Source organism: Nocardia sp. NPDC058705 (assembly GCF_042749305.1).
GTDB lineage: Bacteria > Actinomycetota > Actinomycetes > Mycobacteriales > Mycobacteriaceae > Nocardia.
In genome coordinates this window covers 381,412-405,416 of record NZ_JBHYRN010000003.1, presented here as the reverse complement: position 1 = coordinate 405,416, position 24,005 = coordinate 381,412, and the positions used below count along the sequence as shown (strand labels likewise).

General features: G+C 67.7%; 23 protein-coding genes. 7 read left to right on the top strand and 16 right to left on the bottom strand.

Going from position 1 to position 24,005, the window contains the following annotated elements; all coding sequences use genetic code 11:
• Positions 1-155 precede the first annotated feature (155 nt).
• The 3 genes from ACFW6D_RS07330 to ACFW6D_RS07320 form a co-directional block, all read right to left on the bottom strand.
• A complete protein-coding gene (locus tag ACFW6D_RS07330) occupies positions 156-650 on the bottom strand; it encodes a M15 family metallopeptidase (protein WP_379325687.1) in 495 nt (164 codons plus the stop codon).
• Between the two features lie 9 nt (positions 651-659).
• Positions 660-2,051, bottom strand: a complete 1,392-nt coding sequence (locus ACFW6D_RS07325) for an ABC1 kinase family protein (protein ID WP_379325685.1) — start codon at positions 2,049-2,051, stop codon at positions 660-662.
• 135 nt (positions 2,052-2,186) lie between these two features.
• Positions 2,187-3,863 carry a fumarate hydratase gene (locus ACFW6D_RS07320; protein ID WP_379230647.1) on the bottom strand — a complete coding sequence of 559 codons (1,677 nt, stop codon included), beginning with the start codon at positions 3,861-3,863 and terminating at the stop codon, positions 2,187-2,189.
• A 268-nt stretch (positions 3,864-4,131) separates the two neighbouring features.
• On the opposite strand from ACFW6D_RS07320, the gene ACFW6D_RS07315 reads away from it, so the two are divergent.
• Positions 4,132-4,641, top strand: coding sequence for a MarR family winged helix-turn-helix transcriptional regulator (locus ACFW6D_RS07315; RefSeq protein WP_379325683.1), 510 nt, complete (start codon positions 4,132-4,134; stop codon positions 4,639-4,641).
• Here the strand turns inward: ACFW6D_RS07315 and ACFW6D_RS07310 are convergent.
• Genes ACFW6D_RS07310 through mftE form a run of 3 tightly spaced genes read right to left on the bottom strand, consistent with a single transcriptional unit; the run spans position 4,638 to position 7,134 of the window.
• Entirely contained in the window at positions 4,638-5,153 is a 516-nt protein-coding gene (locus tag ACFW6D_RS07310; protein WP_379325681.1) for a hypothetical protein, read from the bottom strand. The two genes, ACFW6D_RS07315 and ACFW6D_RS07310, sit on opposite strands and share 4 nt — an antisense overlap.
• A 38-nt stretch (positions 5,154-5,191) precedes the next feature.
• Complete coding sequence (gene mftD, locus ACFW6D_RS07305) at positions 5,192-6,436, bottom strand: pre-mycofactocin synthase MftD (protein WP_379325679.1); 1,245 nt, start codon at positions 6,434-6,436, stop codon at positions 5,192-5,194.
• Positions 6,433-7,134 carry a mycofactocin biosynthesis peptidyl-dipeptidase MftE gene (mftE, locus tag ACFW6D_RS07300; RefSeq protein ID WP_379325677.1) on the bottom strand — a complete coding sequence of 234 codons (702 nt, stop codon included), beginning with the start codon at positions 7,132-7,134 and terminating at the stop codon, positions 6,433-6,435. Before mftE ends, mftD begins: the two co-directional genes overlap by 4 nt.
• A gap of 75 nt (positions 7,135-7,209) precedes the next feature.
• Between mftE and mftR the strand changes: the two genes are divergently transcribed.
• The 6 genes from mftR (at position 7,210) to ACFW6D_RS07270 (ending at position 12,678) form a co-directional block, all read left to right on the top strand.
• Positions 7,210-7,830 carry a mycofactocin system transcriptional regulator gene (mftR, locus tag ACFW6D_RS07295; RefSeq protein WP_379325675.1) on the top strand — a complete coding sequence of 207 codons (621 nt, stop codon included), beginning with the start codon at positions 7,210-7,212 and terminating at the stop codon, positions 7,828-7,830.
• A gap of 110 nt (positions 7,831-7,940) precedes the next feature.
• Positions 7,941-8,846 (top strand): STAS domain-containing protein, encoded by a 906-nt coding sequence (locus ACFW6D_RS07290; protein WP_056809988.1) that lies wholly within the window; start codon positions 7,941-7,943, stop codon positions 8,844-8,846.
• A 10-nt stretch (positions 8,847-8,856) separates the two neighbouring features.
• Entirely contained in the window at positions 8,857-9,237 is a 381-nt protein-coding gene (locus ACFW6D_RS07285; RefSeq protein WP_056809990.1) for an STAS domain-containing protein, read from the top strand.
• Positions 9,227-9,640, top strand: coding sequence for an ATP-binding protein (locus ACFW6D_RS07280; RefSeq protein ID WP_379325673.1), 414 nt, complete (start codon positions 9,227-9,229; stop codon positions 9,638-9,640). Before ACFW6D_RS07285 ends, ACFW6D_RS07280 begins: the two co-directional genes overlap by 11 nt.
• A 19-nt stretch (positions 9,641-9,659) precedes the next feature.
• On the top strand, positions 9,660-10,253 hold the full coding sequence (locus ACFW6D_RS07275) for a SpoIIE family protein phosphatase (protein WP_379325671.1): 594 nt from the start codon (positions 9,660-9,662) through the stop codon (positions 10,251-10,253).
• Positions 10,254-10,320: 67 nt separating this feature from the next.
• A complete protein-coding gene (locus ACFW6D_RS07270; RefSeq protein WP_379325669.1) occupies positions 10,321-12,678 on the top strand; it encodes a SpoIIE family protein phosphatase in 2,358 nt (785 codons plus the stop codon).
• On the opposite strand, the gene ACFW6D_RS07265 is transcribed toward ACFW6D_RS07270, so the two are convergent.
• The 10 genes from ACFW6D_RS07265 to ACFW6D_RS07220 are packed head-to-tail and all read right to left on the bottom strand — an operon-like array spanning position 12,670 to position 23,994.
• Complete coding sequence (locus ACFW6D_RS07265) at positions 12,670-14,142, bottom strand: flavin-containing monooxygenase (RefSeq protein ID WP_379325667.1); 1,473 nt, start codon at positions 14,140-14,142, stop codon at positions 12,670-12,672. The two genes, ACFW6D_RS07270 and ACFW6D_RS07265, sit on opposite strands and share 9 nt — an antisense overlap.
• A complete protein-coding gene (locus ACFW6D_RS07260; protein WP_379325665.1) occupies positions 14,139-15,620 on the bottom strand; it encodes a flavin-containing monooxygenase in 1,482 nt (493 codons plus the stop codon). The genes ACFW6D_RS07265 and ACFW6D_RS07260 overlap by 4 nt, the downstream gene beginning before the upstream one ends.
• A gap of 9 nt (positions 15,621-15,629) precedes the next feature.
• On the bottom strand, positions 15,630-16,802 hold the full coding sequence (locus ACFW6D_RS07255) for a hydroxymethylglutaryl-CoA synthase (RefSeq protein ID WP_379325663.1): 1,173 nt from the start codon (positions 16,800-16,802) through the stop codon (positions 15,630-15,632).
• A complete protein-coding gene (locus tag ACFW6D_RS07250; protein WP_379325661.1) occupies positions 16,799-17,857 on the bottom strand; it encodes a hydroxymethylglutaryl-CoA reductase in 1,059 nt (352 codons plus the stop codon). Before ACFW6D_RS07250 ends, ACFW6D_RS07255 begins: the two co-directional genes overlap by 4 nt.
• Positions 17,850-18,947, bottom strand: coding sequence for a type 2 isopentenyl-diphosphate Delta-isomerase (gene fni / locus ACFW6D_RS07245; protein ID WP_379325659.1), 1,098 nt, complete (start codon positions 18,945-18,947; stop codon positions 17,850-17,852). The genes ACFW6D_RS07250 and fni overlap by 8 nt, the downstream gene beginning before the upstream one ends.
• Positions 18,944-20,023: a phosphomevalonate kinase gene (locus tag ACFW6D_RS07240; RefSeq protein ID WP_379325657.1), complete on the bottom strand. Its 1,080-nt coding sequence runs from the start codon at positions 20,021-20,023 to the stop codon at positions 18,944-18,946. Before ACFW6D_RS07240 ends, fni begins: the two co-directional genes overlap by 4 nt.
• On the bottom strand, positions 20,020-21,129 hold the full coding sequence (mvaD, locus tag ACFW6D_RS07235; RefSeq protein ID WP_379325655.1) for a diphosphomevalonate decarboxylase: 1,110 nt from the start codon (positions 21,127-21,129) through the stop codon (positions 20,020-20,022). Before mvaD ends, ACFW6D_RS07240 begins: the two co-directional genes overlap by 4 nt.
• Positions 21,126-22,172: a mevalonate kinase gene (gene mvk, locus ACFW6D_RS07230; protein ID WP_379325653.1), complete on the bottom strand. Its 1,047-nt coding sequence runs from the start codon at positions 22,170-22,172 to the stop codon at positions 21,126-21,128. The genes mvaD and mvk overlap by 4 nt, the downstream gene beginning before the upstream one ends.
• Positions 22,173-22,210: 38 nt before the next feature.
• Entirely contained in the window at positions 22,211-22,975 is a 765-nt protein-coding gene (locus tag ACFW6D_RS07225) for a methyltransferase family protein (protein ID WP_379325651.1), read from the bottom strand.
• Between the two features lie 23 nt (positions 22,976-22,998).
• A complete protein-coding gene (locus tag ACFW6D_RS07220; protein WP_379325649.1) occupies positions 22,999-23,994 on the bottom strand; it encodes a fatty acid desaturase in 996 nt (331 codons plus the stop codon).
• Positions 23,995-24,005: the final 11 nt, after the last annotated feature.

Below are 24,005 nucleotides of genomic sequence, written 5' to 3'. Positions count from 1 at the left end.
TCCCGCAACCAACTCCGTCGCTATGTAACCCCCCGCCGCCCACGCCGCCGACAGCCCCAAATTCGCCCCCGCGCGGCGCGGACCTCACCCGTGGCTGTGCACTCAGGTGCACTGCCACGTCAGTCGCGAACTGTCCTCGTCGACCGGATCGAGCTCTAGCGGTGGCTCGCGTCCGGCACCGTGGGCGGGCACGGTGCGCCGGGTGCGGTGGCCAACTCGAAGTGCCACCACTCGTTGTCGAAGGTGCGGCAGAGGCCCCAGCGGTTGCCGTTGGCCTCGAGCCACATGGCACCCTCTTGGGGGCCGACGTCGATGGCGTGGCCGGAGACGTGGGTGGACTCTTCGGGTGGGAGGACCCAGCGGCGGGCTTCGTCGGGGGTGCCGTAGGTGGCGAGGCCGTCTTGCCAGAGCCATTGCTGCTGCTCGTAGGTGCGGTGACCGGAGGTGATCGACAGGGGGACACCCTCGGCGTGGGCCTGTTGTTCGGCGAGGGTGTAGGCGGCGGCCAGGGGTGGGGCGAGGCCCTCGGTGCCCGCGGCCGACTGGAACTGCTCGAGGGTGTCGGCGTGGGCGGTGCCGAGGCCGAGGGCCGTCGCGGCGGCGATCGTGATCAGGATCCGGTCGGCCGTACGGCCGAGCACAGTGTTCATGGAGCGATCCTATCGAGCGGGTTGATCTCCCCGATCGCGCCGCCACTGCTCGATCGCCCGGCCGGTCTCGGTCCGGGCCGGCTCGTCGTAGAGCCATTCGCGGGCGAGTTCGTGCCAGTTGGCGGTGGCGCGCAGCTGGCCGAGGGTGGCGAAGGTGAACAGGTCGGCGCGACGCGAGAACACGTGCTCGGGGGGCAGCATCTGTTTGTGCATGCCCTGGAAGTCCGAGGACCGCGGGTCGACGGCGAGAAGCAGTGCGCCGGTGGCCAATTCGGGGGTGATGGTGACCTTCTCGTCGAGCAGGTGCCAGCCGGTGGCGGCCCAGACGTAGGCCAGGCTCTCCTGCGCGGTGACCTGGGAATCGGGGTCGATGATCCCGCGCCCCACCCACGCGTCGAACAGGTCCTCGCCCCGCCCCTCCGCCGCGGCCCGCAGGACGTAGCGCTCGAAGTCGACGTGCGCCGGATCCATCTCCTTGTAGAGGCCGAAGTCGACGAAGGCGAGTTTGCCGTCGGCGGCCAGGAGCACATTGCCCGGATGCGGGTCGCCACAGAACTCGTTGTCGGCGAACAGGCCGGCGATATAGAACCGGTAGATCAGCTCGCCGTAATGGTCACGGTCGGCGGCGGGCAGCGTCTTCATGTGCGAGAACGGGTGTCCCTCAACGAATTCGGTGACGAGCACATTGTGTGTGCAGAATTCCTCGATGCTGTCGGGCACGGTGATGAAGGGGTGCCCGCGATAGCGCTGCGCGACCCGATGCTGGGTTCTGGCTTCGCGCTCGTAGTCGAGTTCGCTGCGCAGATTGTCGGCGACCTCTTCCAGCACGCCGGTGTCGGCCAGGCTCGGCAGCATGGTTTTGCCCATCTTGCCGAGGAATTCGAGATTGCTGATGTCGGCGTGCACGGCACGCTCCACCCCGGGGTACTTCACCTTGACCGCGACCACACGCCCGTCGTGCAGTCGCGCCCGGTGCACCTGACCGATCGACGCCGCCGCGATCGACGTTTCGCCGAACTCGGCGAAACTCCGCGCCAAGGGGCCGAGATCGTCCTCGATCACCTGCCGCATCGTCGCGAACGGCATCGCGGGCGCCCGGTCCTGCAGCGCCGCGAGCTGGGCCCGGAACTGCTCGCGGTGCGCTTCGGGCACGAAATCGAGATCGAGCACCGAGCCCATCTGCCCGAGCTTCATCGCCGAGCCCTTCATGCTCCCCAGCACCGCGACGATCTGCTGGGCCTTCATCATGGCCGACCGCTCGGCCAGCACCTCGCGGGCCTCGGCGGTGCGACCCATCATCGACAGTCGGCGCCCGACGTTGCGCGCGGCCTGTCCCGCGATGTACTGGCCCACCTTCGCGCTTCGCGCAGCCCGTCCGCCTGGAACTCCACCGCCGGCCACTCCGCACCCCCGTCCCGCTCTGTACACCGTATGCCGTGGGTCACACTACACCGCCGCGGCGATGGCCGCCGGGCCCGGAAAACACACGAAACCCCGGCACCCGCCGAAGCGGACACCGGGGTATCGGAGCGAAGATTACACGCGTTCCTTGGAACGGGTGCGCACGCGCAGGGCGAGGGGCTTGGACGTCTCGGCGAAGAAGTCGTTGCCCTTGTCGTCAACGACGATGAACGCCGGGAAGTCCTCGACGTCGATCTTCCAGACCGCTTCCATGCCGAGTTCGGGGTATTCCAGCACCTCGACGTTCTTGATGCAGTCCAGCGCGAGGCGGGCGGCGGGACCGCCGATGGAGCCGAGGTAGAAGCCGCCGTGTTCGTTGCAGGCCTTGGTGACCTGAGCGGAACGGTTGCCCTTGGCGAGCATGACCATCGAGCCGCCCGCAGCCTGGAACTGGTCGACGTAGGAGTCCATGCGACCCGCGGTGGTGGGGCCGAAGGAGCCCGACGCGTAGCCCTCGGGAGTCTTCGCCGGACCGGCGTAGTAGACGGCCATGTCGCGCAGGTACTGCGGCATCGGCTCGCCCGCGTCGAGACGTTCCTTGATCTTGGCGTGGGCGATATCGCGAGCCACGACCAGGGGGCCGGTCAGCGAAAGACGGGTCTTCACCGGGTATTTCGACAACTCGGCGCGGATCTCGTCCATCGGGCGGTTGAGATCGATCTTGACCACGTCGCCGCCGAGGATGTCGGCGGTCTGCTCCGGAAGGTACTGGGCCGGTTCGGTTTCCAGCTGCTCCAGGAAGATGCCGTCCTTGGTGATCTTGGCCAGCGCCTGGCGGTCGGCCGAGCAGGACACGGCGATCGCGACGGGGCAGGACGCGCCGTGGCGGGGCAGACGGACCACGCGCACGTCGTGGCAGAAGTACTTGCCGCCGAACTGCGCCCCGATGCCGAACTCACGGGTGAGCTGGAAGACCTCTTCCTCGAGCTCGACGTCACGGAACGCGTGACCGGTGATCGAGCCCTCGGTGGGCAGGTTGTCGAGGTAGTGCGCGGACGCGTATTTCGCTGTCTTCAAAGCGAATTCGGCGCTGGTGCCGCCGATGACCACGGCGAGGTGGTACGGCGGGCAGGCCGCGGTGCCGAGCGAGCGGATCTTCTCGTCGAGGAACTCGAGCATGCGCTCGGGGTTCAGGACGGCTTTGGTCTCCTGATACAGGAACGACTTGTTGGCCGAACCGCCACCCTTGGCCATGAACAGGAACTTGTACACCGGATTGTCGGCGTCGCCCTCGGTCGAGTACAGCTCGATCTGGGCGGGCAGGTTGGTGCCGGTGTTCTTCTCGTCCCACATGGTGATCGGGGCGAGCTGGGAGTAGCGCAGGTTCAGCTTGGTGTAGGCGTCGAAGATGCCGCGGCTGAGCCATTCGGCGTCGTCGACACCGGTGAGCACGCCCTCGCTCTTCTTGCCCATCACGATCGCGGTGCCGGTGTCCTGGCACATCGGCAGCACGCCACCGGCGGAGATGTTGAGGTTCTTGAGCAGGTCCAGCGCGACGAAGCGGTCGTTGCCCGAGGACTCGGGGTCGTCGATGATCTTGCGCAGTTGCCGCAGGTGCGCGGGGCGCAGGTAGTGGCTGATGTCGTGGATCGCCGTCTCGGTCAGCAGCCGCAGCGCCTCGGGCTCGACCTGCAGGAAGGTGCGCCCGTTGTGCTCGAAGGTGCTGACCCCCTCGCTGGTGAGCAGGCGGTAGGGCGTGTCGTCGGCGCCGATCGGAAGCAGATCGGAATAGCGGAACTCCGGGGCGGTCACGGAACGCACTCCTTCGGACAGGGCGGGCACCGCAACACTGCGGAGCACCAGGCAGGGCTGGTCACAAAGCGATCCGAAGCCTATCGACCCCTGCACACTGAGCCTGATGTAAGGCAACCCTATCTTCGCGATCGTACGGGGAAAACGCCTAGATCAACCATTGTCGAGGTTGCACGTTCAACACAAACGGTGCTACCCATTCTCCGGGCGGTGGAGGGCGTGCACCGTTCAATCCGAAGCCTGCACCTTCAGAATCTGGAGCTCGATCGTGACCGATCCACAGTGGCTCGATGATGTCGAAATGCGTGCCTGGCTGGGCTATGTCCGCACCCGCGACCTGATCGCCGCGGCGATCGGGCGCGATGCCGGCCGGGCAGCCAACCTGAGCTACATCGAATATTCCGTCCTGGTGCACCTGGCCGACGCGCCGGGTCAGCGGCTCACCTTCGCCGATCTGGCCTGCGCCCTGGAATGGTCGCAGAGTCGGCTCTCGCACCAGATCACCCGCATGCAGAAACGCGGTCTGGTCTCGCGCGAGACGATGCCGCACGACCAGCGTCGCACCGTGGCCAAGCTGACCCCGACCGGCGGGCAACTGCTCACCACGGCCGCGCCCGCCCATGTGCGCAGTGTGCGCAGGCACATGATCGACGTGCTCGATCGCGACCAGCTCGCGACCCTGGCCGAGATCTACGACGTGCTCATCGATCACCATCGCAGCGCGAAGGCGGGCGACCCGGTCGCCCGCCTGCAAACCATCGCGCCCGGCGAGGATTAGGAGCCGGCGCTGCCGCCGCCGGAGGAGTCGGGGCGGGACTTGCCCAGACCCGCGCGAACGACCGTGCCGCCCTTGGTAGGGGCGCCACGGTCGAAGACGTCGCCGCTGCTCGGGCGCAGGAAACTGCCCGCCGCGAGGGCGACGGCGACACCGATCGCCGGGTACACGAAGGTGTCGGTGTGCTGATACCAGAAACGGGTGTACTTGGTGTCGGCGGTGTCGCACTTGTCGTCGGCCACCCGCACGTTGGTCGTCTTGTCCACGCAGACCGCGACAGACGCCGGTTTGGCGGCGGCCGAGGTCGTCGTGGTCGACCGGGCGGTCGTCGTCGGGGGTTTGGAGGTCGTCGTGAGGGTGGTCGATGCCGCGCGGGGTGCGGGTTTCGGTGTGGCGGTGCTGCTACATCCGGCCGAGACCAGTGCCACCGCGACCACGGCGGGCAGCGTATAGGACACGCTGCGCGACATCATGATTCGACTACGCGAACCCTCGATTTCTGGAACGACACTCACGAATTTCCCCCTCAGGCGGCGATGACAAACCGCCGATCCTAACCAGCCGCGGCACCGCTGGCCACCGTTGCGTCGTTCGTGAAATCCCGCTTGCCGGAATGGTTTTGCCCCGCACCCACCCCTAACGCACGTTCGAATCCGGCGGGGATGACGATGTCGTCGCGGGTCAGGTCGGTGATCGAGGTCTTGCGCAGACCGAGGAGCGCGGAATCGATGCCGCCGCGCAGGATGTCGAGGACGTTCTCGACGCCGGCCTGGCCGTTGGCCGCCAGACCCCAGAGGTAGGCGCGCCCGATCAGTACCGCGCGCGCACCGAGCGCCACGGCTTTCACGACATCGCTGCCGCGCCGGATACCGCCGTCGAGGAGCACCTCGATCTGGTCGCCGACCGCGTCGGCGAGCACCGGCAGCGCGCGGATGGCGGCGGGGGTGCCGTCGAGGTTGTTGCCGCCGTGGTTGGACACCGAGATGCCCGCGACGCCCGCGTCGACGGCGCGCAGGGCGTCGTCGACCCGCATCACGCCCTTGAGCAGGACCGGGCCGTCCCACTGCGCGCAGATCCAGGCGACGTCGTCCCAGTCGGGTGCCGGGGTCTGCATCCATTCGCCGTAGGCGCCGAAGAACCCGGGCGCCGCGCCGCCGCCGACGGCCATATTGGGCGCGGTGAGGTCGGGGATGGAGCCCGATCGCAGGTAGGTCGCGAGCCAGCGTGGGCGGGCAAGGGTCTGCGGCGCGAATTTCATCATCGTGCGCAGGTTCAGCGATTCCGGGATGACCGGGCTGCCCCAGTCGCGGCCGTGCGAGAACGACCAGTCGAGGGTGAGAATCAGGCCCACCGCGCCGGCCTGCTTCGCCCTGGCCATCCGCTCGAGGATCTGGTCCTTGTTGCCGCACCAGTACAGCTGGAACATGGTCTGCGGGTTGGCCGCGATCACTTCTTCGATCGGCTTACTCGCGAAAGAGCTGAGCCCCATGGCGATTCCGCGCGCGGCGGCGGCCCTGGCGACGGCGACTTCACCGTCGGGGTGTACGGCCTGGACGCCGGTCGGCGAGATCAGCACCGGCATCGAAACCGGTTGCCCGAGCACAGTTGTCGACTGATCGCGGTCGCCGATCGCGCCAGCGCAGTGTGGGGCGAAGCCGAGTTCGGTGAACGCGGTCTGGTTGTCTTCGATGGTCTGTCCGCGTTCCGAACCCGCGATCAGCGCGCCGTACACCGACTTCGGCAGGCGCTTGCGGGCGCGCCGTTGCGCCTCGGCAACGGTCTCGAACCAGGGATTCATCGGGGTCCTTCCTCATGATCCTGCGGCCACCATCGGCGCAGGTCTGCCAGTAATGCGGTGGTGGCGGCCCGTAACAGGACGGCGCCTTCGTCGGCGCTCGCTCCGGTGGGGTCGCCGAGGATTCCATTGGGGCTGGCCGCACGCACGCCGCCCGCGCGCAGCAGCGGCAGCAGTTCGGCGAGCGGGCGGGTATCTCCCGGTTCGGCCAGTTCGGTGCGCACCAGGTCTGGGCACAGTGCGAGCTGGATCGAGGATTCGGTGCGTCCGGCGTGCGGGTCACCGCCGTAGCCGGGCGAGAACAAGCGCACGTCGCGCGATTCCGACCGCAGCAACGCGACCGCGCGGCGCAGTGTTTCCACATTTCCGCCGTGCCCGTTGACCAGCACGATCCGCGAGAAGGTGTCGGTCGCGGAGCGGCACAGTTCGACGACGAGCAGTTCCAGCGCTGCCTGCCCGATCGACAGGGTGCCCGCGAACCCCGCGTGCTCGCCGCTGGCCCCATAGGGAACGGCAGGCGCGATGAGCACATCGGAACGCTCGGCCGCGGCCCGCAGGCACACCGCCGACGCAATGTCGCTGTCTGTGGAGAGCGGCAGATGCGGGCCGTGCTGCTCGGTGGCACCGAGCGGGATGACCAGGATCACTCCCGCGGCGGCGCGCGCACCTGCCTCGGGCGATGTGAGGTGCGCCACGAACATGGACCGAACATTAACGACAGTCACTGACATAATCAAGAGCTCGTGCAGGTCGAATGCCCTCCCTATCCTGTATCCATGTCCGCCCCGCCTTCGCGCGCACCGCTGCCGACCCCGAAGGGGCACCGCGGTCGTCCGCCGCGCACCACCCGTCGCGAACTCGAGGTGATCGCGATGAGACTGTTCGCCGAACACGGGTTCGACGACGTCACCGTCGAACGCATCGCCGCCGAGGCCGGGGTGAGCGAGCGCACCTTCTTCCGCTACTTCCCCACCAAGGCCGAGGTGCTGTGGCACCAGTTCGACAACGAGGTCGACGACCTGCGCGCCGCGTTCGCCGCCGTCCCCGCCGACGAGCCGATGATGGCCGCGGTGCGCCGAATTGTGGTGGCGGCCAACAGGTATCGCGCCGAGGACATCCCCGAACTGCGCACCAGAATGCGGCTGGTCTCCGGCGTTCCCGCACTCTCGGCGGGCGCGGGGGCGCACTACGACGCGTGGGAGCGCGCGGTCGGTGAGTTCGCCGCGAGCCGCCTGGGCACCGGCGCGGGCGAGCTGATTCCCCTCGCGATCGGGCGCACCACCCTGGCCGCCGCGCGGGCCGCTTTCGACGCCTGGCTCGAGCGTGGTGACACCGATCTCACCGCATATCTCGACCAGGCGTTACGCGCGCTGGAACGCGGGTTCGCTCCGGAATAGCCGACAGCACCACGTTTGGGCAGCAGAGCATTCGGGGTATGAGTAGGCTCAGGCACAACGCGCACTGTGCGCACCGATTACGTCCGTCGTCGAAAGGGGCAGGGGTTTCCATGTCCGAGGTGTCCACGAGTCTTTCGGCGGATTCGCTGCCGGCGCAGCCGCTCGACAATCTGCTCCCGCAGTTGGTCGAGCACCTGCGGCAGAACCGCACCGGGCTGCGGGAAGAGTGGGCACGGCGCATCACCGAAGCCGAGCTCCTGACCGCGATGACCCCGGAGGAGATCTTCTCCGAGGCGACGTCGATGTACGACAACTACGTCGAGGTGCTCGTCACCGGTAGCGTCGAGGCGCTGCAGGCTTACGCCCGCGACCTGTCCGAGCGCATCATTCCGCGAGGCGTCGAGACCGACGAGGTCATCGGCATCGTGCTGCTGCTGCGCGACGTGCTCGCCCGCAGCCTCTTCGAGAAGTACCAGTCCAACTTCGAGCTGCTCAATCGCGTGCTCGACGCCTACGAGCCTGCCGCCAACCGCATCGCCAACACCGTGGCCGTGTCGTTCGTGCAGGAACGCGAGCGCGTCATCAGCCGCCAGCAAGAGGCCATCCGCGAGCTGTCCACCCCGGTGCTGCAGGTCCGTGAGCAGCTGCTCATCCTGCCGATCATCGGTGTGCTCGACTCCCAGCGCGCCCGCCAGCTCACCGAGCAGCTGCTGCGCGCCATCCGCGCCAACCGCGCCAAGGTGGTCGTCATCGACATCACCGGTGTGCCCGCGATCGACTCGGTGGTGGCCAACCACCTCGTGCAGACCGTCGACGCCTCGGGTCTGATGGGCGCGAGCGTGATCATCACCGGCCTGTCCTCGGAGATCGCGCTGACCCTGGTGACCATCGGCCTCGATCTGTCCAAGATGAACGCGGTCGGCGACCTCCAGGGCGGTATCGAGGAGGCCGAGCGCCTGCTCGGGTACGAGGTCTCCCGAGTGACCGAGCGCTTGAGCGAGCGGGACGGGCGCTGACACAGCCACCATGCCGGTACCTATTCTCAAACAGGGCACGTACCTGATCGCGTCCGTGCAGTCGGCGTTGACCGATGCCGACACCGAGCGGTTACAGGACGACCTGATGAAGCAGGTCAGTCGCTACCGCGCGACCGGCATCATCGTCGACGTCACCGCCATCGACGTGATGGATTCCTTCGCCGCGCGCTCGTTGCGCACGATCGCGCACATGACCCAGTTGCGGGGCGCCGAAACTGTGATCGTCGGGCTGCAACCCGAGGTCGCCTTCGCCATGGTGCAACTGGGCCTTACATTCGAAGACATGCACACCGCGCTGGATCTCGAGGAAGGCCTCTCCTGGCTGAATCGGCACCCGCGGCGACGAGACGGTCGCGACAGTGGCCGCTGAGCAAGTGGCGATCGCGGTCAAGGTGTCCGAGGACATCGTCACCGCCCGGCAAGCCGGCAGCGAATTGGCGGGTGACCTCGGTTTCACCCTCACCGACCGCACCATGATCTCCACCGCCATCTCCGAAATCGCCCGCAACATCACCAGTTACGCGGGCAGCGGCGAGATCAGGTTGCTCATCGACTTGCGCGAGGGTCGCCGCGCACTCGTGATCCAAGCCGAGGACCAGGGCCCCGGCATCCGTGACATTCCGCGCGCGCTGGAAGACGGCTACTCCACCGGGCGTGGGCTCGGACTCGGACTGCCCGGCGCGCGTCGGCTGATGGACCGCCTCACCATCGATTCCGCCCCGGGCCGCGGGACGTTGATCGAGATGTGGAAGTGGGTACCCGACGTTGTATGAGGACGGGATCATCGGGCGCATGGAGTGGTCGACGGCCGGCCGGGCGCTGCCCGGTCAGGACGTCTCCGGTGACCGCTCGCTCGTGCTCGACACCGGCGCGGGCATCCTGTTCGCGGTGCTCGACGGGCTCGGTCACGGTGCGCCCGCGGCCGAGGCGGCCGATCGGGCCACGGTCATCCTCACCGAGAACTGCGGCGAACCCCTGGATCTGCTGATGGTGCTCTGCCATCGTGCGATGGTCGAAACCCGTGGTGCCGCAGTGTCTTTGGCGTTGATCGAGCCGGGCGAGACGATGCAGTGGCTCGGCGTGGGCAATGTCGATTCGCGACTGCTCACCCTCGGCCCGGCCGGTCCGGAGCTGCGGGCGACGATGCTGCTCACCGGTGGGATCGTCGGCTACCGACTGCCCTCGCACCTGCAGCCGCAGACCCTGCCGATCCGGCCCGGCGATCTATTGCTGATGGCCACCGACGGGATCGTCGCGGTCGGCCCGGAATCGATGGACCTGGCCAAACCCGCTGTCACCATCGCGGGCGATCTGCTCGCCCGCGACGCGAAGGATACCGACGACGCGCTGGTGCTCGCGGCACGTTTCCGTGGGCCCCAACCATGAGGCCGCGAGCCCCGAGGCCTCGACACTGCGGCCCGCACCCCCGGACCCCGCCGATGAGAGGTTGGCGATGAGCGCTGTCCTTGTCGCATTTCTCGACGACTATTCGGCGGCCATGCGCCGCCACGTCGCCGCACCGGGCCAGGCCGGCCTCTCAGAGGGCTACGACCTCGGCAGGCGAGCTCTCGTGGAGGACATCAGCCTGCTCGACCTCACCGAGAACCACTTCCGGGCCGTTGCCGAGGACCCCGATATCCGGGAGGACCCGCGCCGCGCCGAAGTGGCCCTGGAATTCCTGCTGCAGACGATGGCGGCCCTCGACATCGCCACCCGCGGGTACCTCGACGGCACCCGCCGCTACGAGCAACAGCGTTCCCGCGCAGAGGATCTCGAAGGCCGCGACGCGTTTCGCACCGCGCTGGTGGAGTCGTTGCAGGACGGGTTCTTCGTCGCCGACGACCACGGCACCATCGTCGAAGTGAACTCGGCCTTCGGCGTGCTCACCGGGTACGGCGCCAACGAGGTTCCCTTCCCGCTCCCGCATCCGTGGGCGCTGGCAGATCGCAAGGGATATCCCCAGATCGGTACGGAGGCAGCGCGATTCGTGATGCCGGTGCGGCATCGCGACGGCCGGGAACGGTGGCTGGCGGTGAGCGCGAGCTCGCTGGTGAAGCAGGAGAACGACGAACGGATCTTCGTCGGCACCGTGCGCGATGTGACCGCCGAACACGACGCCCAGGCCCGCGACCAGGCCGCCTCCCGCCTGGCGACCGCCGTCGGCGCGGCGACCAGCATGGTGGAGGTGCTTGCGGTCGGACTCGACGAACTGCGCCGCACCATGGGCGCCGAAACCGCCTTGGTCGCGATCTGGCCGAGCCGCACCGGCCGCCCCGATGTCTACTCCTGCGGGGTGACGCCCGCGAGCCCAGCAGCGGAGCCCGAGCCCGAAACCAGCAGTGTCGCACCACAATTCATGGTCGCGCCGATGCGGCAGAGCGGACCGCGCGCGGACGGCCCTGTCGTGCTCGACGACGACACCCAGGCACTGCTTGACCGCTCGCGCAGGCAGTCCGCCCGCGGCCTTTCGGCCATCACCGGTGACGAAGGCGGGGTCGACGCGGTCGTGGCGCCGCTCGGCGAAACCGGTGACGCGGCGCTGTGGGTGCGTTTCGGCGCGCCGCGCGCGGTCAGCGCCCCCGACTGGGCGCTGTACTCACTGCTTGTCGGCCATCTCAGCGTGGCGCTGCAGCGTGCCCGCAACTTCGATCAGGCGCGTGCCACCTCGCTCACCCTGCAGCGGGCGATGCTCGGCCCGATCGAACTGCCGCCCCGATTCTCCGTGCACTACGAGCCCGCCCTGCCGCCCCTCGAGATCGGCGGCGACTGGTACGACGTGGTGCCGTTGCGCGACGGCACCATCGGCGTCGTGGTCGGCGACTGTGTCGGCCGTGGCCTGTCGGCCGCCGTGGTGATGGGCCAATTGCGTACTGCCGCAAGGGCTCTGCTGTTGCGTGGCGCCGGACCGGCGCAGTTGCTGGCCGAACTCGATGCCGTGGCCTCGCGGATTCCGGGCGCCATGTGCACCACGGTGTGCGCGGCCGTGCTCGATCCCGAGCGCGGAATGGTGCGGTACTCGAACGCGGGTCACATGCCGCCGGTCCTCGCGCCGCCCGGCGGTCCGGGCCGGATCCTGGAAGGCGGGCGCGCGGTCCCCCTCGCCACCTTCGACACTCCGCGCAGGCCGGAGGCCACCACCGCGCTCCCGCCGGGCGCCACCCTGGTGCTGTTCACCGACGGCCTCGTCGAACAGCGCGGGTACGACATCGCCGAGGGCTTCGTCAAGATCGCCGAAGTGCTCAGCGAAACCGGTGCGGCACTCCCCCGCGATGTCGCCGACGCGGTGCTGTCGCGGCTGTGCCCGCCGGCGGGTTACGACGACGACGTCGCCATGGTCGTCTACCGTCAACCCCCTGAGCCGTTGCGTCTGGACTTCCCCGCTGCCGCAGCCGAATTGGCCGGAGTGCGCCGTGGCCTCTACCGCTGGTTCGCCACCGCCGCCGTCCCACACGATCTGGCCGCCGACCTCGTCGCCGCCGCCAACGAGGCCTGCAGCAACAGCGTCGAACACGCCTACCGCGACACCGAACCGGGCCGCGTGAGCCTCACCGCCCGCTGCGACGGCGACCGGGTGGTCATCGAGATCACCGACAACGGCAAGTGGATTCCCACCCCCACCGATCCCGGTTATCGCGGTCGCGGGGTCGAGATGATGCGGGTGCTCACCGAGGATCTCACCTTCGACCACGACGAGAACGGCACCCGGGTTCGCATGTGGGTGACCCTGCCCTCGATCACCTTCCCCACCGCGAACCCGCTGCGCGCCTCCTCGCGTCCGCCCACCGTCAGCTCGCGGCAGAACTCATTCTGACCGGGTCGTCGCGTACGCCTCGACGTCGAAGGTCTGCAGCAGCCGACGGAACCGGAAGCTGAAATCCGGCCACAGGGTGGCGTTGTGGCCGTTCTCGTCGACGAACCAGCTGGTGCAGTCGCCCGCGTTCCAGACCGTGCCGTCGAATTTCGTCTGCAGGTCGCGGTTGTAGGCGGCCTGCGCGTCCGCGCGGACCTCGACCGTGCGCAGGCCGGTGCCGTCCATCGTGGTGATCGCGTCGATGATGTAGTTGATCTGGGCTTCGATGGTGAAGATCGCCGAGGTGTAGCTCAGCGCGGAGTTCGGGCCGATCATCAGGAACATGTTCGGGAAGTTCGCGATGGTCGTGCCCTTGTACACGTTCATTCCCCCGGCACCGAAAACCTCTGCCAGCGTGCGCCCGTCGCGCCCGGTGATCAGCTCGTAGGTCGGTGAGTCGGCGATCCGGAAGCCCGTGGCCAGCACGATGGCGTCGACTTCGCGGTCGGTGCCGTCGTCGGCGACGATCGACTGTTCCCGGATCTCGGCGATGCCGTCGGTGACGACCTCGACATTGTCGCGAGTGAGCGCGGGGTAGTACACGTTGGAGATCAGCATGCGTTTGCACCCGAGGCGATAGCTCGGAGTGAGCTTGCGGCGCAGCTCCCGATCCCGGATCACCCACCACATCTTCACCCGCGCACCGGCCGCGAAGAAGTCGGCCAACGGCGGGTACTTGGACTGCCAGAACACGAAAGTCTCGCGCAGCCAGTACACGCCGCTGCGCGCGAGCCGCTGTGCACCGGGCACTCGGCGGTAGTAGAGACGTTCCAGCCGACTGTACTTGCGGCCCATGCGCGGCAGCACCCAGGGCGCGCTGCGCTGGTACAGGTCGAGGCGGGCCACCGCACCGGCGATGGACGGCACGATCTGGATCGCGGACGCCCCGGTACCGACCACCGCGACCCGCTTGCCGGCGAGCTCGACGTCGTGATCCCAGCGCGCCGAATGGAAGATCGGCCCACGAAAGGTGTCGATGCCCTTGATATCCGGTCGATTCGGGGCACTCAGCGGACCGGCCGCCGACACCATGATGTCGGCGGTGTAGGCGCCGTCGGTGGTCTCGATCTCCCAGCGCGCGGCGTCGTCGTTCCAGCGCGCGCCGGTGACCTCGCAGTCGAAGACGATCGACTCGCGTACTCCGTGCCGATCGACCACATCCTGGACATACCGCTGAATCTGCGGCTGCGTCGAGAACGAATGCGTCCAGTGCGGATTGCGGGCGAACGAATACGAGTACAGCTGTGACGGAACATCGCAACCAGCACCGGGATAGGTGTTGTCACGCCAGGTCCCGCCCACCTCGCTCGACCGCTCGAACACGACGAAGTCGGTGATTTCCAACTGGCGCAACCGAATAGCCACGCCCAAGCCGGCGAAACCCGCGCCGATGATCGCGACGCGGGTGTGGTGCGGTGCGGTCATCGCGTCTTCGTCGTGGTTTCGTAGGCGTCGATGTCGAACTTGCGCACCATGCGCCGGTATTTGAAGCTGAAGTCGGGCCACAGGGCGGAGTTGTTGCCGTGCTTGTCGAGGAACCAGCTGGTGCAGCCACCGTTGACCCACACGGTGCGCGCCATCTTCGGCTCGAGCTGCTTGTTGTACTCGACCTGTGCGTCCACGCGGACCTCGAACGACTGCAGGTTGCGCTGCTCCATCGTGGTGATGGCGTCGACGAGGTAGTTGATCTGGGACTCGATCACATAGATCAGCGAGGTGTAGTTCAGCCCGGAGTTGGCGCCGAGCATGAAGAACATGTTCGGGAAGTTCGCGACCGTGGTGCCCTTGTACATCTGGTAGCCCTCGACATCGGCTGCCTCGGACACGGTTCGGCCGTCGCGGCCGGTGTAGAGGTTGAACGTCGGTGAATCGGCGACGTGGAAACCGGTGGCCAGCACGATCGCGTCCACCTCCCGCTCGGTGCCGTCCTCGGACACGATCGAACCCGCACGTACCTCGGCGATGCCGTCGGTGACGACGTCGACATTGTCACGGTCGAGCGCACCGTAGAACTTGTTCGACACGAGCATGCGTTTACAGCCGATGCGGTGCTGGGGCAACACTTTTCGACGCAGTTCCGGGTCGCGGATCTCGGTCCGCATCTTGAACCGGCCGACCATTTCCAGCGCGATGCCGGTCCACGGGTACTTCACCTGGGTGATCACGAACAGCTCGCGGGTGGTGTAGATCAGCGCCCGGATCAGCCGTTGCAGACCGGGAACGTGCTTGAAGGCGAAGCGTTCCACCCCCAGGTACGGGCGGGAGATCTGCGGCATCACCCAGGTCGCGGTGCGCTGGTAGACGTCGAGGTGCTCCACCTCGGGCGCGATCGACGGCACGATCTGCACCGCCGAGGACCCGGTGCCGATGACTGCGACCTTCTTGCCGGTGAGGGTGGCGTCGTGATTCCAGCGCGCGGAGTGGAAGATCTCCCCCTCGAAGCTCGAGATGCCCTTGATATCAGGGAGATTCGGCTCGGCGAGCACACCCGCCGCCGAGACGATGAAGTCGGCGGTGAAGGTGCCCTTGCTGGTCTCGATATCCCACCTGCGGTCGGCGTCGTTCCAGCGAGCCGCGGTCAGCGCGCAGTCGAAGATGTGCTTGTCGCGGACACCGTAGCGTTCGGACACGGCGCGCAGGTACTGCTCGATCTCCGGCTGCGGCGAGAACGAGCGGGACCAGTCGGGGTTGAGCGCGAACGAGTACGAGTACAGGTGCGACGGAACATCGCAGCCCGCACCGGGATAGGTGTTGTCGCGCCAGGTGCCGCCGACATCGGGTCCACGTTCGATGACCACGAAGTCGGACAGGCCGCGCTGGCTCAGCCGGATGGCGGTGCCGAGGCCGGAAAGTCCGCTGCCCACGATCATGACCTGGACGTGGCGGGTGTCGTTATTGCTCATGCGGTGACCTCAGCGGGATTCGTAGATACGTTTGTGGCCGGAGACGGCGGCCAACCGGAACGGGCGGCGAGTTTCCTCGACCATGGCGTGGTAGGCGCCGTCGCTGGGCGAGGTGGCCTCGTGCAGTTCCCGGTAGCGCTCGTACCCGAGCAGCTCACGCGAGCTGATCGCCGCCAGATTCGCCTCGGTCCGCAGATGCTCACGGTAGCCGGACTGCACAGTGCCACTGAAGAATTCGGCGACGCTACCCGACCCGTAGCTGATCATCGCCAGCGCCTTGTCGGTGAGGTCCCCCGAATGGTCGAGCAGCGAGGCCAGGCCGAGATAGAGCGAGGCGGTGTAGCTGTTACCGACCGTGCGGTTGTAGGTGGTCGTGGCACCGAGGGCGGCCTCGATGGCGTCGGCATCGGCGGTGTGGCCCTGGCTTTCGAGCAGGTGGCGGTGCGCCTTGTAGGCCATTTTGGTGAAGGGCTGGTGGTAGCAGAACGCGGCGAACTCGCCGAGGTCACGCCCACCCTGGCGCCGGTAGTCGGCCCACGCCTCCTGGGCGGCCTTCTGGTAGGCGTTGACCGAGGTCTTGCCGTCGACGATGGCTTCGGTGCGGTAGTTCGGGCGCCAGAAGTCCATGATGTCGGCGCTGTAGAGGCCCGAGATCGGGTCCAGCGCCAGGATGGCCGGGTTCGCGGTGACGAGCATCGCGACGGCGGCGGCGCCCTGGGTCGGCTCACCGGGGGTGTCGAGTTCGTACTTGGCGATGTCGGCGGCGATCACCAGCACGCGCTGCGAGGGGTCGCGCGCGATCAAACCGGCCGCGAACTGCAGCCCGGCGGTGCCGCCGTAGCAGGCCTGCTTGAGTTCGACGACCCGGGCGGCATTGGGCAGCCCGATCAGCGAATGCAGGTACAGCGCAGCGGCTTTGGACTGATCGACGCCGGTCTCGGTGGCCAGCAGCACGGTGCGGATGTTGTCGGTGCCGTGCCGTTCGAGGATGGGCTGGGCGGCGGCCGCGGCGATGGTGACGATGTCCTCGTCGGCGGCGGCGACGCTCATCTTCTCCTGGCCGATGCCGAGGTAGAACTTGTCGCGATCCACCCCGAGTCGCTCGGCGAGGACGGCGTGATCGAGGGCGTAGTGGGTCGTGGCGAACGAAAGGTCGTGGATACCGACCGGCGTAGTTGTCATCGTGGGCTTCCGTTGCTCGTGGTGGTCCGCTCGAATTGGGTATGGGCGCGCATCAATTCACCGCGATTGGTCTGGGCCGCCATCAGCGACAGCTCCCCGCACAGCACGGTGGCCGCCCCGATCACCGCGAGGCGCCGGGCGTTCTCGCCGGGCTGCCGGTCTTCACGGCAGCCGAGGCGTTGCAGGTTCTCGTCGACGAAGCTCGCATGCTTGCCGTTGCCGACCGTGCCGACGATCAGGTTGGGCAGGGTGCACGAGAAGTAGAGGTCGCCGTCACGGTCCTCGGCGTGGGTGATGCCCTGGGAGCCTTCGACGATATTGGCGGCGTCCTGACCGGTGGCCAGGTAGTACGCCAGCAGCATGTTGGCGTAATGGGCGTTGGCGGAACGGATTCCACCGGCGAGGAGAGTGCCGATCAGGTTCTTGCGGATATTGAGCTGGGTCACCTGCGCGGCGGTGGTGTGTAAGCGTTGCTCGACGACCTCGCGCGGGATGAGCAGTTCGGTGATGACGTTCTTGCCGCGACCGAGGATGCCGTTGACGGCGGTGGCTTTCTTGTCGGTGCAGTAGTTGCCCGAGATCGAGCCGTAGCGCACCCCTGGCATGGTCGAGAGGATGTGATCCATCAGGTGATCGCTGGCCAGGGTCGCCATGTTGTGGCCCGACGCGTCACCGGTGGTGAATTCGAAGCGCAGGAACAGCAGGTTGCCGGTGATCTGGTGGTGCAGGTCGATCAGCCGAGCGAAACGACTACTGCCCGCGACCACCTCCTGCAGCTCGGCCATCCGGCCTTCCAACTGCTGGACCGTGGTGTACGCGGTGTAGGCGTCGTCGGCTTCGAGGAGGATCGAGCGGGTCATCCGCTCGTCGATCAGGGTCGCGACGATGCCCTTCTCGGCGAGGGTGCTGATCCGCGCGCCGCGCCCGACCGAGGGCCACAGCGGGGTTTCGTAGGTGGCCAGGGGGACGTCGACGGCATCGTCGACGACGTTTCCGGTGATGCGCACAGGTCCCACCCACTGCAGCGGCACCGCCGCGTACGACATGTCATTCATGGGTGACTCCTTCTCGAAGTTCGGATTCGCGCCACCAGGGACTCCGGTGGGCAAGTGCTGCGGCGTCGATGCCGCGCAGCCGGCAAAAGGTCGCGACGTCCCCGGTGATCAGCAGGTCGGCCGCGGTCAGGTCGGCCGGGGTACGGGCGCCGAGCACGGTGAGGATGGTGCGCAGTTGGTCGAGCCAGGTCCCGATCTTGGTGATCAGAGCCTCGGTGTCGTGGCTGACGAGGGTTTCCAGAAACGCGCCCGCGACACCGGTTGCGTTGGCGCCCAACGCGAGTGCGCGTGCGATGTCCAGTGGTGAGCGGATACCGCCGGAGGCCGCGATGTCGATGCCGGGGATTGCTGCGCAGTCGAGCAGGCAGTTCGGGGTGGACTGGCCCCAGCTCTCGATGAACGCGAAATCGCCGCCGACGCGTCGATCGTTCTCGATGCGCGCGAAGTTGGTGCCGCCGCGTCCGCCGACGTCGGCCACGGCGACGCCCGCGTCGCGCAGCCAGGTGACGGTCTGCCTGCTCAGCCCGAACCCGACTTCCTTGACGAAGACGGGCACGGCGGTGGCGGCGACGATCTCCTCGATCCGGCGCGGCCAGGCCCCGAAGGAACGGTCTCCCTCTGGCATGACCACTTCCTGTACGGCATTGAGGTGGATCTGCAGTGCATCGGCCTCGAGGAGGTCGATGGCGCTGCGCACCTGGTCGACGGTGGCGTTCGCGTTGACATTGGCCAGCACGAAGCCGTGCGGGTTCTCCTGCCGCAGCACCCGATACGTGTCGGCGACCGACGGATCCCGGAAGTAGGCGCTCATCGAGCCCGACGCGATGGGGATGCCGGTTTCGCGGGCGGCGATGGCGAGTTGGCGGTTGATCTCGCCGGTCTTGGTGCTGCCGCCGGTCATCGCGTTGACGTACAGCGGTGTGGCCCACTGCTTTCCGGCAACCTCGACGGCCAGGGAGACATCGGCGGCATCGATACCCGCGAGGGCATGGTGGACGAAGGTGACGGAGTCGAAGTCGCTGACACCCGTGGCCTGACGGTGGTGGTTCACCGCGTGGCGGACGTGGTCGTCCTTGCGATCGGCGATCATCGGCGCTCCCCTTCGAGGTGGGTCCGCAGGGGCAGGGGGCGGATTCCGGCGGTGAGCCAGCGGCCGGTGAGTTCGGCGATCGCGGCGGGGCGGGTACGTTCGATGAGCGCGATGCCGCAGTCGCCACCACCGGCGCCGGAGGGTTTCGCCGCAGCGCCGACCGCGGCGCCCGCGGCGCAGAGCGCGTGCAGACGCGGGGTCATGATGCCGAGGCCCGAACTTGCGTCGAGGTCGATGAGCAGTGTTCGCGCACTGTCGATTTCGGTTCGCATGGCCTGGGAGTCGTCGGCCTCGACGGCGGCGACGAGTCGTTCGACGCACTCGTTGCTGTGTGCCCGGAAGGTGGTGCGATCGCCGTCGAGACCGGCGACCAGCGCCGGGGTGGAGGCGGGGTTTCCGGTCCAGCCGACCTGCAAGGTGAGTTCGGTCGGGGTGGGCAGCGGGCGCACCGACAAGCCCGGCCACGGTGCGCGCAGCGTTGCCTCGACGCCGTCGCGGGCGAGCGAGGCTGCCAGCTGCGCGCGGTCCGGAGACCGGTAGGCGAGCCAGCCGCCCCAGGTGCTCACGGCGACATCGCCACCCGAGGCGCGGGGGTTGACCGTGATCGTGGCGAGCATCGCCAGCCGGTAGCGGTCCATGGGATCGAGTTCGAGAGCGAAGTACTGGCCGAGAGCCGCGACGGTGGCCACCGTGACGGCCGCGCTGGAACCCAAACCGAACTTGCGACCGTCGGCGTCGCCGAGGTCGGCGGTGACGCTGAGCCGGAACGGGGATACGGGGATCGCGCGTTCCACGAGCAGACTGTGAATCACCGAAACTGCGGCGAAAACATACGAAAAGGCCGCGGGCACACCGGCATCCGAAGTCGGCGCCAATTCGTCACCGTGACGCGTGCAGGACAGTGTGATGCCGCCGTCCAGATCCGAATGCAGGGTGATGTTTTCGCCGGGATCCGCCGCGGTCACCGTGGCGGTCGCGTAGCGGTCGACCGCCGTGAGCACCGCGAGGTGACCCGGTTCGACCACGGCATATTCACCGGCGATGAAGAGTTTTCCGGGCGCACGACAACTGATCATCGACTGCCGCCAGAGGGCGTGTCGGTGCAGGTCGACAACGACGCACCGGGGCCGATGTGCGCGGTACGGGTGGTGACGAAATCTCCGAGACCGTCCAGTGTGGCGCTGACCTGCAGTGCATCGGCGCGGGTGCACAGCACCTTGACGTTCGGGCCCGCATCGATCGTGGCATACGCCATGATCCCGTCGGCGCGCAGGGCGAGCACCGCATCGAGGATCGCGATCGAATGCGGTGAGAGATAGCGGATTCCGGGGCGCGCGGTGAGCATGGTCGCGTGCATACCGAGGGCGTTGCGCTCGGCAATCTCACCGATAGCGGGAAGGTCTCGGCGGGCAACAGCTTTGCGCATCTCTGCCAGATCCAACACAGACGATTCGGCCCAGGGGCGATAGAACGGTGACGTGGTGACGGTCTCGCGCATGGCTGCCCGGCTCGACACCGCCTTCGCGCCCTGATTCACCACTGCGACCACCAGGGCGGGATCCAGTTCGTCGCCGCCGATCGGCTCCGCGTACGAACTCTCGTCTCCCGCAGCACCTTCGCCCTCCCCCGCATGCCACACGACGAAGCCGCCGAAGATGGAGCGAGATGCGGAACCGGAGCCACGCCTGGCGAGGCGCGACAGGGCGCGAGGGTCGAGATCGACCTCATAGGCGGACGCGGCGGCGGTGGCCAGAGCCGCGAATCCGCTCGCCGAGGAGGCCAGACCGGCGCCGGTCGGCCCGGCATTCGACGTCACCACCCGTGCACGGTCGGACCGACCGGCCTTGGCGCGCACCAGATCCAGGAACGTTTCGATGCGGGCCAGCGCCGCACCGGTCGCCGCGACACCGTTGAACTCGACCGTATCGGTCGACCCGTCGATCACCTGCACCGACGTGGTCGTCGGGAAGATATCGAGGGTCATCGACAGGCTGCCGGTCACGGGCAGGAACAGCTCTTCGTCCCGCTTGCCCCAGTACTTCACCAGGGCGATGTTCGGATACGCGACCGAGACGGCCTCGCCGGACCGACCGCCCGCGACCGCCTCGGCCGACGCGATGGGAACCTCGCCGGTCGAGGCGTCACCGACCGTTCGCGCGGGTGATGCTGAGGTGAAAGTCATTGATTGGCACCATGTTCCGAGGTCGGGACGGATAGGGACTGCGCGCCGGAACGCAAACTGCGCGTGGGGACCGTCCAGGTCTGTACCGCACCGGCGCGACGCAAGGCGGCGCTGACCGTGCGCGCGTCACCGGGTTCGGTGAGCGCGAGAACGCAGCCGCCGAGACCGGCGCCGGTGAGTTTGGCGCCGTACGCACCCGCGTCGAGCGCCGCCGCGACGAGGGCGTCGATGTGAGGAGTGCTGACGCCGAGCCCGGACAGGAGTTCCTGGAAGTCGAGCATCGCCCGACCGAGCGAGGCGGCCTGCCCGGCCGAAAGATCCTCCGCCGCACCACTGATCAGCTCCCCCGCCCTGGCCAGCACCTGTCGCGCGGACTGTGGATCTCGGTCGAGTGTGCGGCGCACCCCGGCCACCGCGTGCTGGGTGGACCCGGGCACCCCCGTATCGGCGATCACCAGGGCGGCGTCGAGACCGATGTCGAGTGCGGTGGCGGTGCCTTCGTGGAACCGGATCGGCCCGTCGGCCAGCACCGCGCTCGCATCGATGCCACTGGCCCTGCCGTGGGCCACCTGCTCACCGCACTGCACGAGTTCGTAGAGCGTGGCGGGCTCGACAGTGCGGCCGTGCAGGTCGGCGACCGCGCGCACCGCCGCACCGGCGCAGGCCGCACTCGAGCCGAGCCCACGGGCGAGCGGAATATCGCATTCCATCACCACGTGGGCCACGTGACCGGTCAGCCCCCAGCGACGCAACGCCTCCTCGACCGCGACGCGCGGCCCGGAGAGCGTGTCCGCCACGGCATTCGGATCACCCGCGACGAACCCGAAGTGCCCTTCGGGAACATCGATATCCGCACCCGGCGCGCCGGGACGCGCGATCGCCCGCACCGACAGGGTCGGCAGCGGAAACGCGATGGCGGGCGTCCCGTGCACGACGGTGTGCTCACCCAGCAGGATCGCCTTGGCGTGGGCGCGACCAACGCCACGCACCGGGCCGGTCGCGGTGGAGTGGTGCTCAGTACGCTCTCGAACGGGACTGTTCACGACGGTTCCTCTCCAGACTCGCACCCGGCCGTGGCCGGTTACCGAGACGATCGGCCGAAAACGGCACGCACGGACGGGAAGAACGCGGGCACCTGCGCGGCGTAGGCGCGATAGGACGCACCGAAGCGAGCGATGAGATCGCGCTCCTCCAGGTAGGTTCCGAGCAGAATGTACCCGGTCAGCCCGAGCGCCCACACCAGGTGACCGACGGTGAACTCGCTGGCGAACCAGAACGAGACGAGCAGACCGGTCATCAGCGGATGCCGAACCAGTTTGTAGACGCCGTTCACCTGCAGGCGGTCGACCGTCGCGTCCGGTACCTGGATCACGTACTGGCGGTAGGCCTGACTGATGCCGAGCAGGTGGAAGTGGTTCAGCAGCAGGGTCGCCGCGTAGACCAGCACGAAACCGATCCAGAACCCGGTGTCGAGGACCAGCCCGAGTGCTCCGTCGGCCGACCACAGCACCTGCGGCACCGGCTGCCACGCCAGCATGATCACCCACATCACCAGGCACACGCCGATGATGTAGACGGTGCGCTCGAGCGCCTCGGGCACCCAGCGGGTGATGAACGCCTTGAACGAGGGCCGAGCCATGCCCGAGTGCTGCAGCGCGAACAACGCGAGCAGCACCAGGTCGATCGCGATCGCGGGAACCGCGGACAGGTGCGGCCCCTTGTCGACCGTCTTCGGCAACCACCAGCCGCCCGCGAACAGCAGCATCAGCGGCACCGTGATACCGGCGAAACCGTAGACGGCGAAGGAGAACAGGAACGGGACGAGCCGCGAGGGAGTCTTCAGCACGCCCCGAACCTGTTGCGGTGACATCAGATCCATGCGAACCACGGCAGGTAGCGCGAGCGAACGGTGCCCGCTTCCAGACGCGACTCCAGCCGCGCCTTCCACTTGGTGCCGTAACCCTCGTTGAGGAAGCCGCCGGGCACGACCAGACGCCAACCCGACTGCGCCACCATCCAATACGGCACGATGACGCCGGGGTTCACATCGCGCATGTAGTCGAGCTTGTCGGGGATCTGGCTCCAGTGGATGCCCGGGTAGCGGTGGTGCACGCTGTGGTAGCCCTGGTTGAAGATCAGGAAGTTCAAGATGTTGCCCGCGTTGTTGAGCGAAGTGCTCGGCTCATCGGTGAATCCGCGTGCCGGGGCGTGGCTCAGCCAGGCGAAGTAGCCCGCGTTGACCTGGGTGATCAGGAACGGCACCCAGTAGAACAGCAGGAATTTCTCCATGCCCGCGACGTACCAGACGGAGCCGATCACAATGGCGTAGACGGCCAGGTCGAAGAGGAACTGGTGGCGCGTCTTGCGACGACGCGGCGCCGGGTTCGCGGCGAAAACCGTTCGCACCGTGTGGATCTTGACGATCACACCGTAGCGAACCCAGTACCAGAGGGCACCGATGCCCTTGTCCATGCCGGTGGTCGCGGTCACGTCACCCGGGCCGTCGTTGAACCGGTGATGGTTGAGGACATGCACCTCGCGCATCTCGGCCGCGGTCAGGTTGCCGGGCAGGCAGCACAGGATGTCGACCACCCGGTTGGGGAACTTGGACACGAACAGCGGGCGATGGGTGTGCATGTGCATCACGCCGATGGTCAGCGAGAGGTTCAGCAGCGCGAGCACGATGATCAGCGGCGCCGCGATGTACCAGGTGGAAGTACCAGGCACGAACAGCGCGGCGGCGGTCATGCCGATCCACAACACGATGTGCAGCAGCGGGCCGACATTGGATGCGTGCTCGAGTTTCAGCGCACGCCGACTGAACGGCGGTTTCTCTGTGGGCGCGACGGGCGTTCCGGTGCTCATGGGAGAGCTCC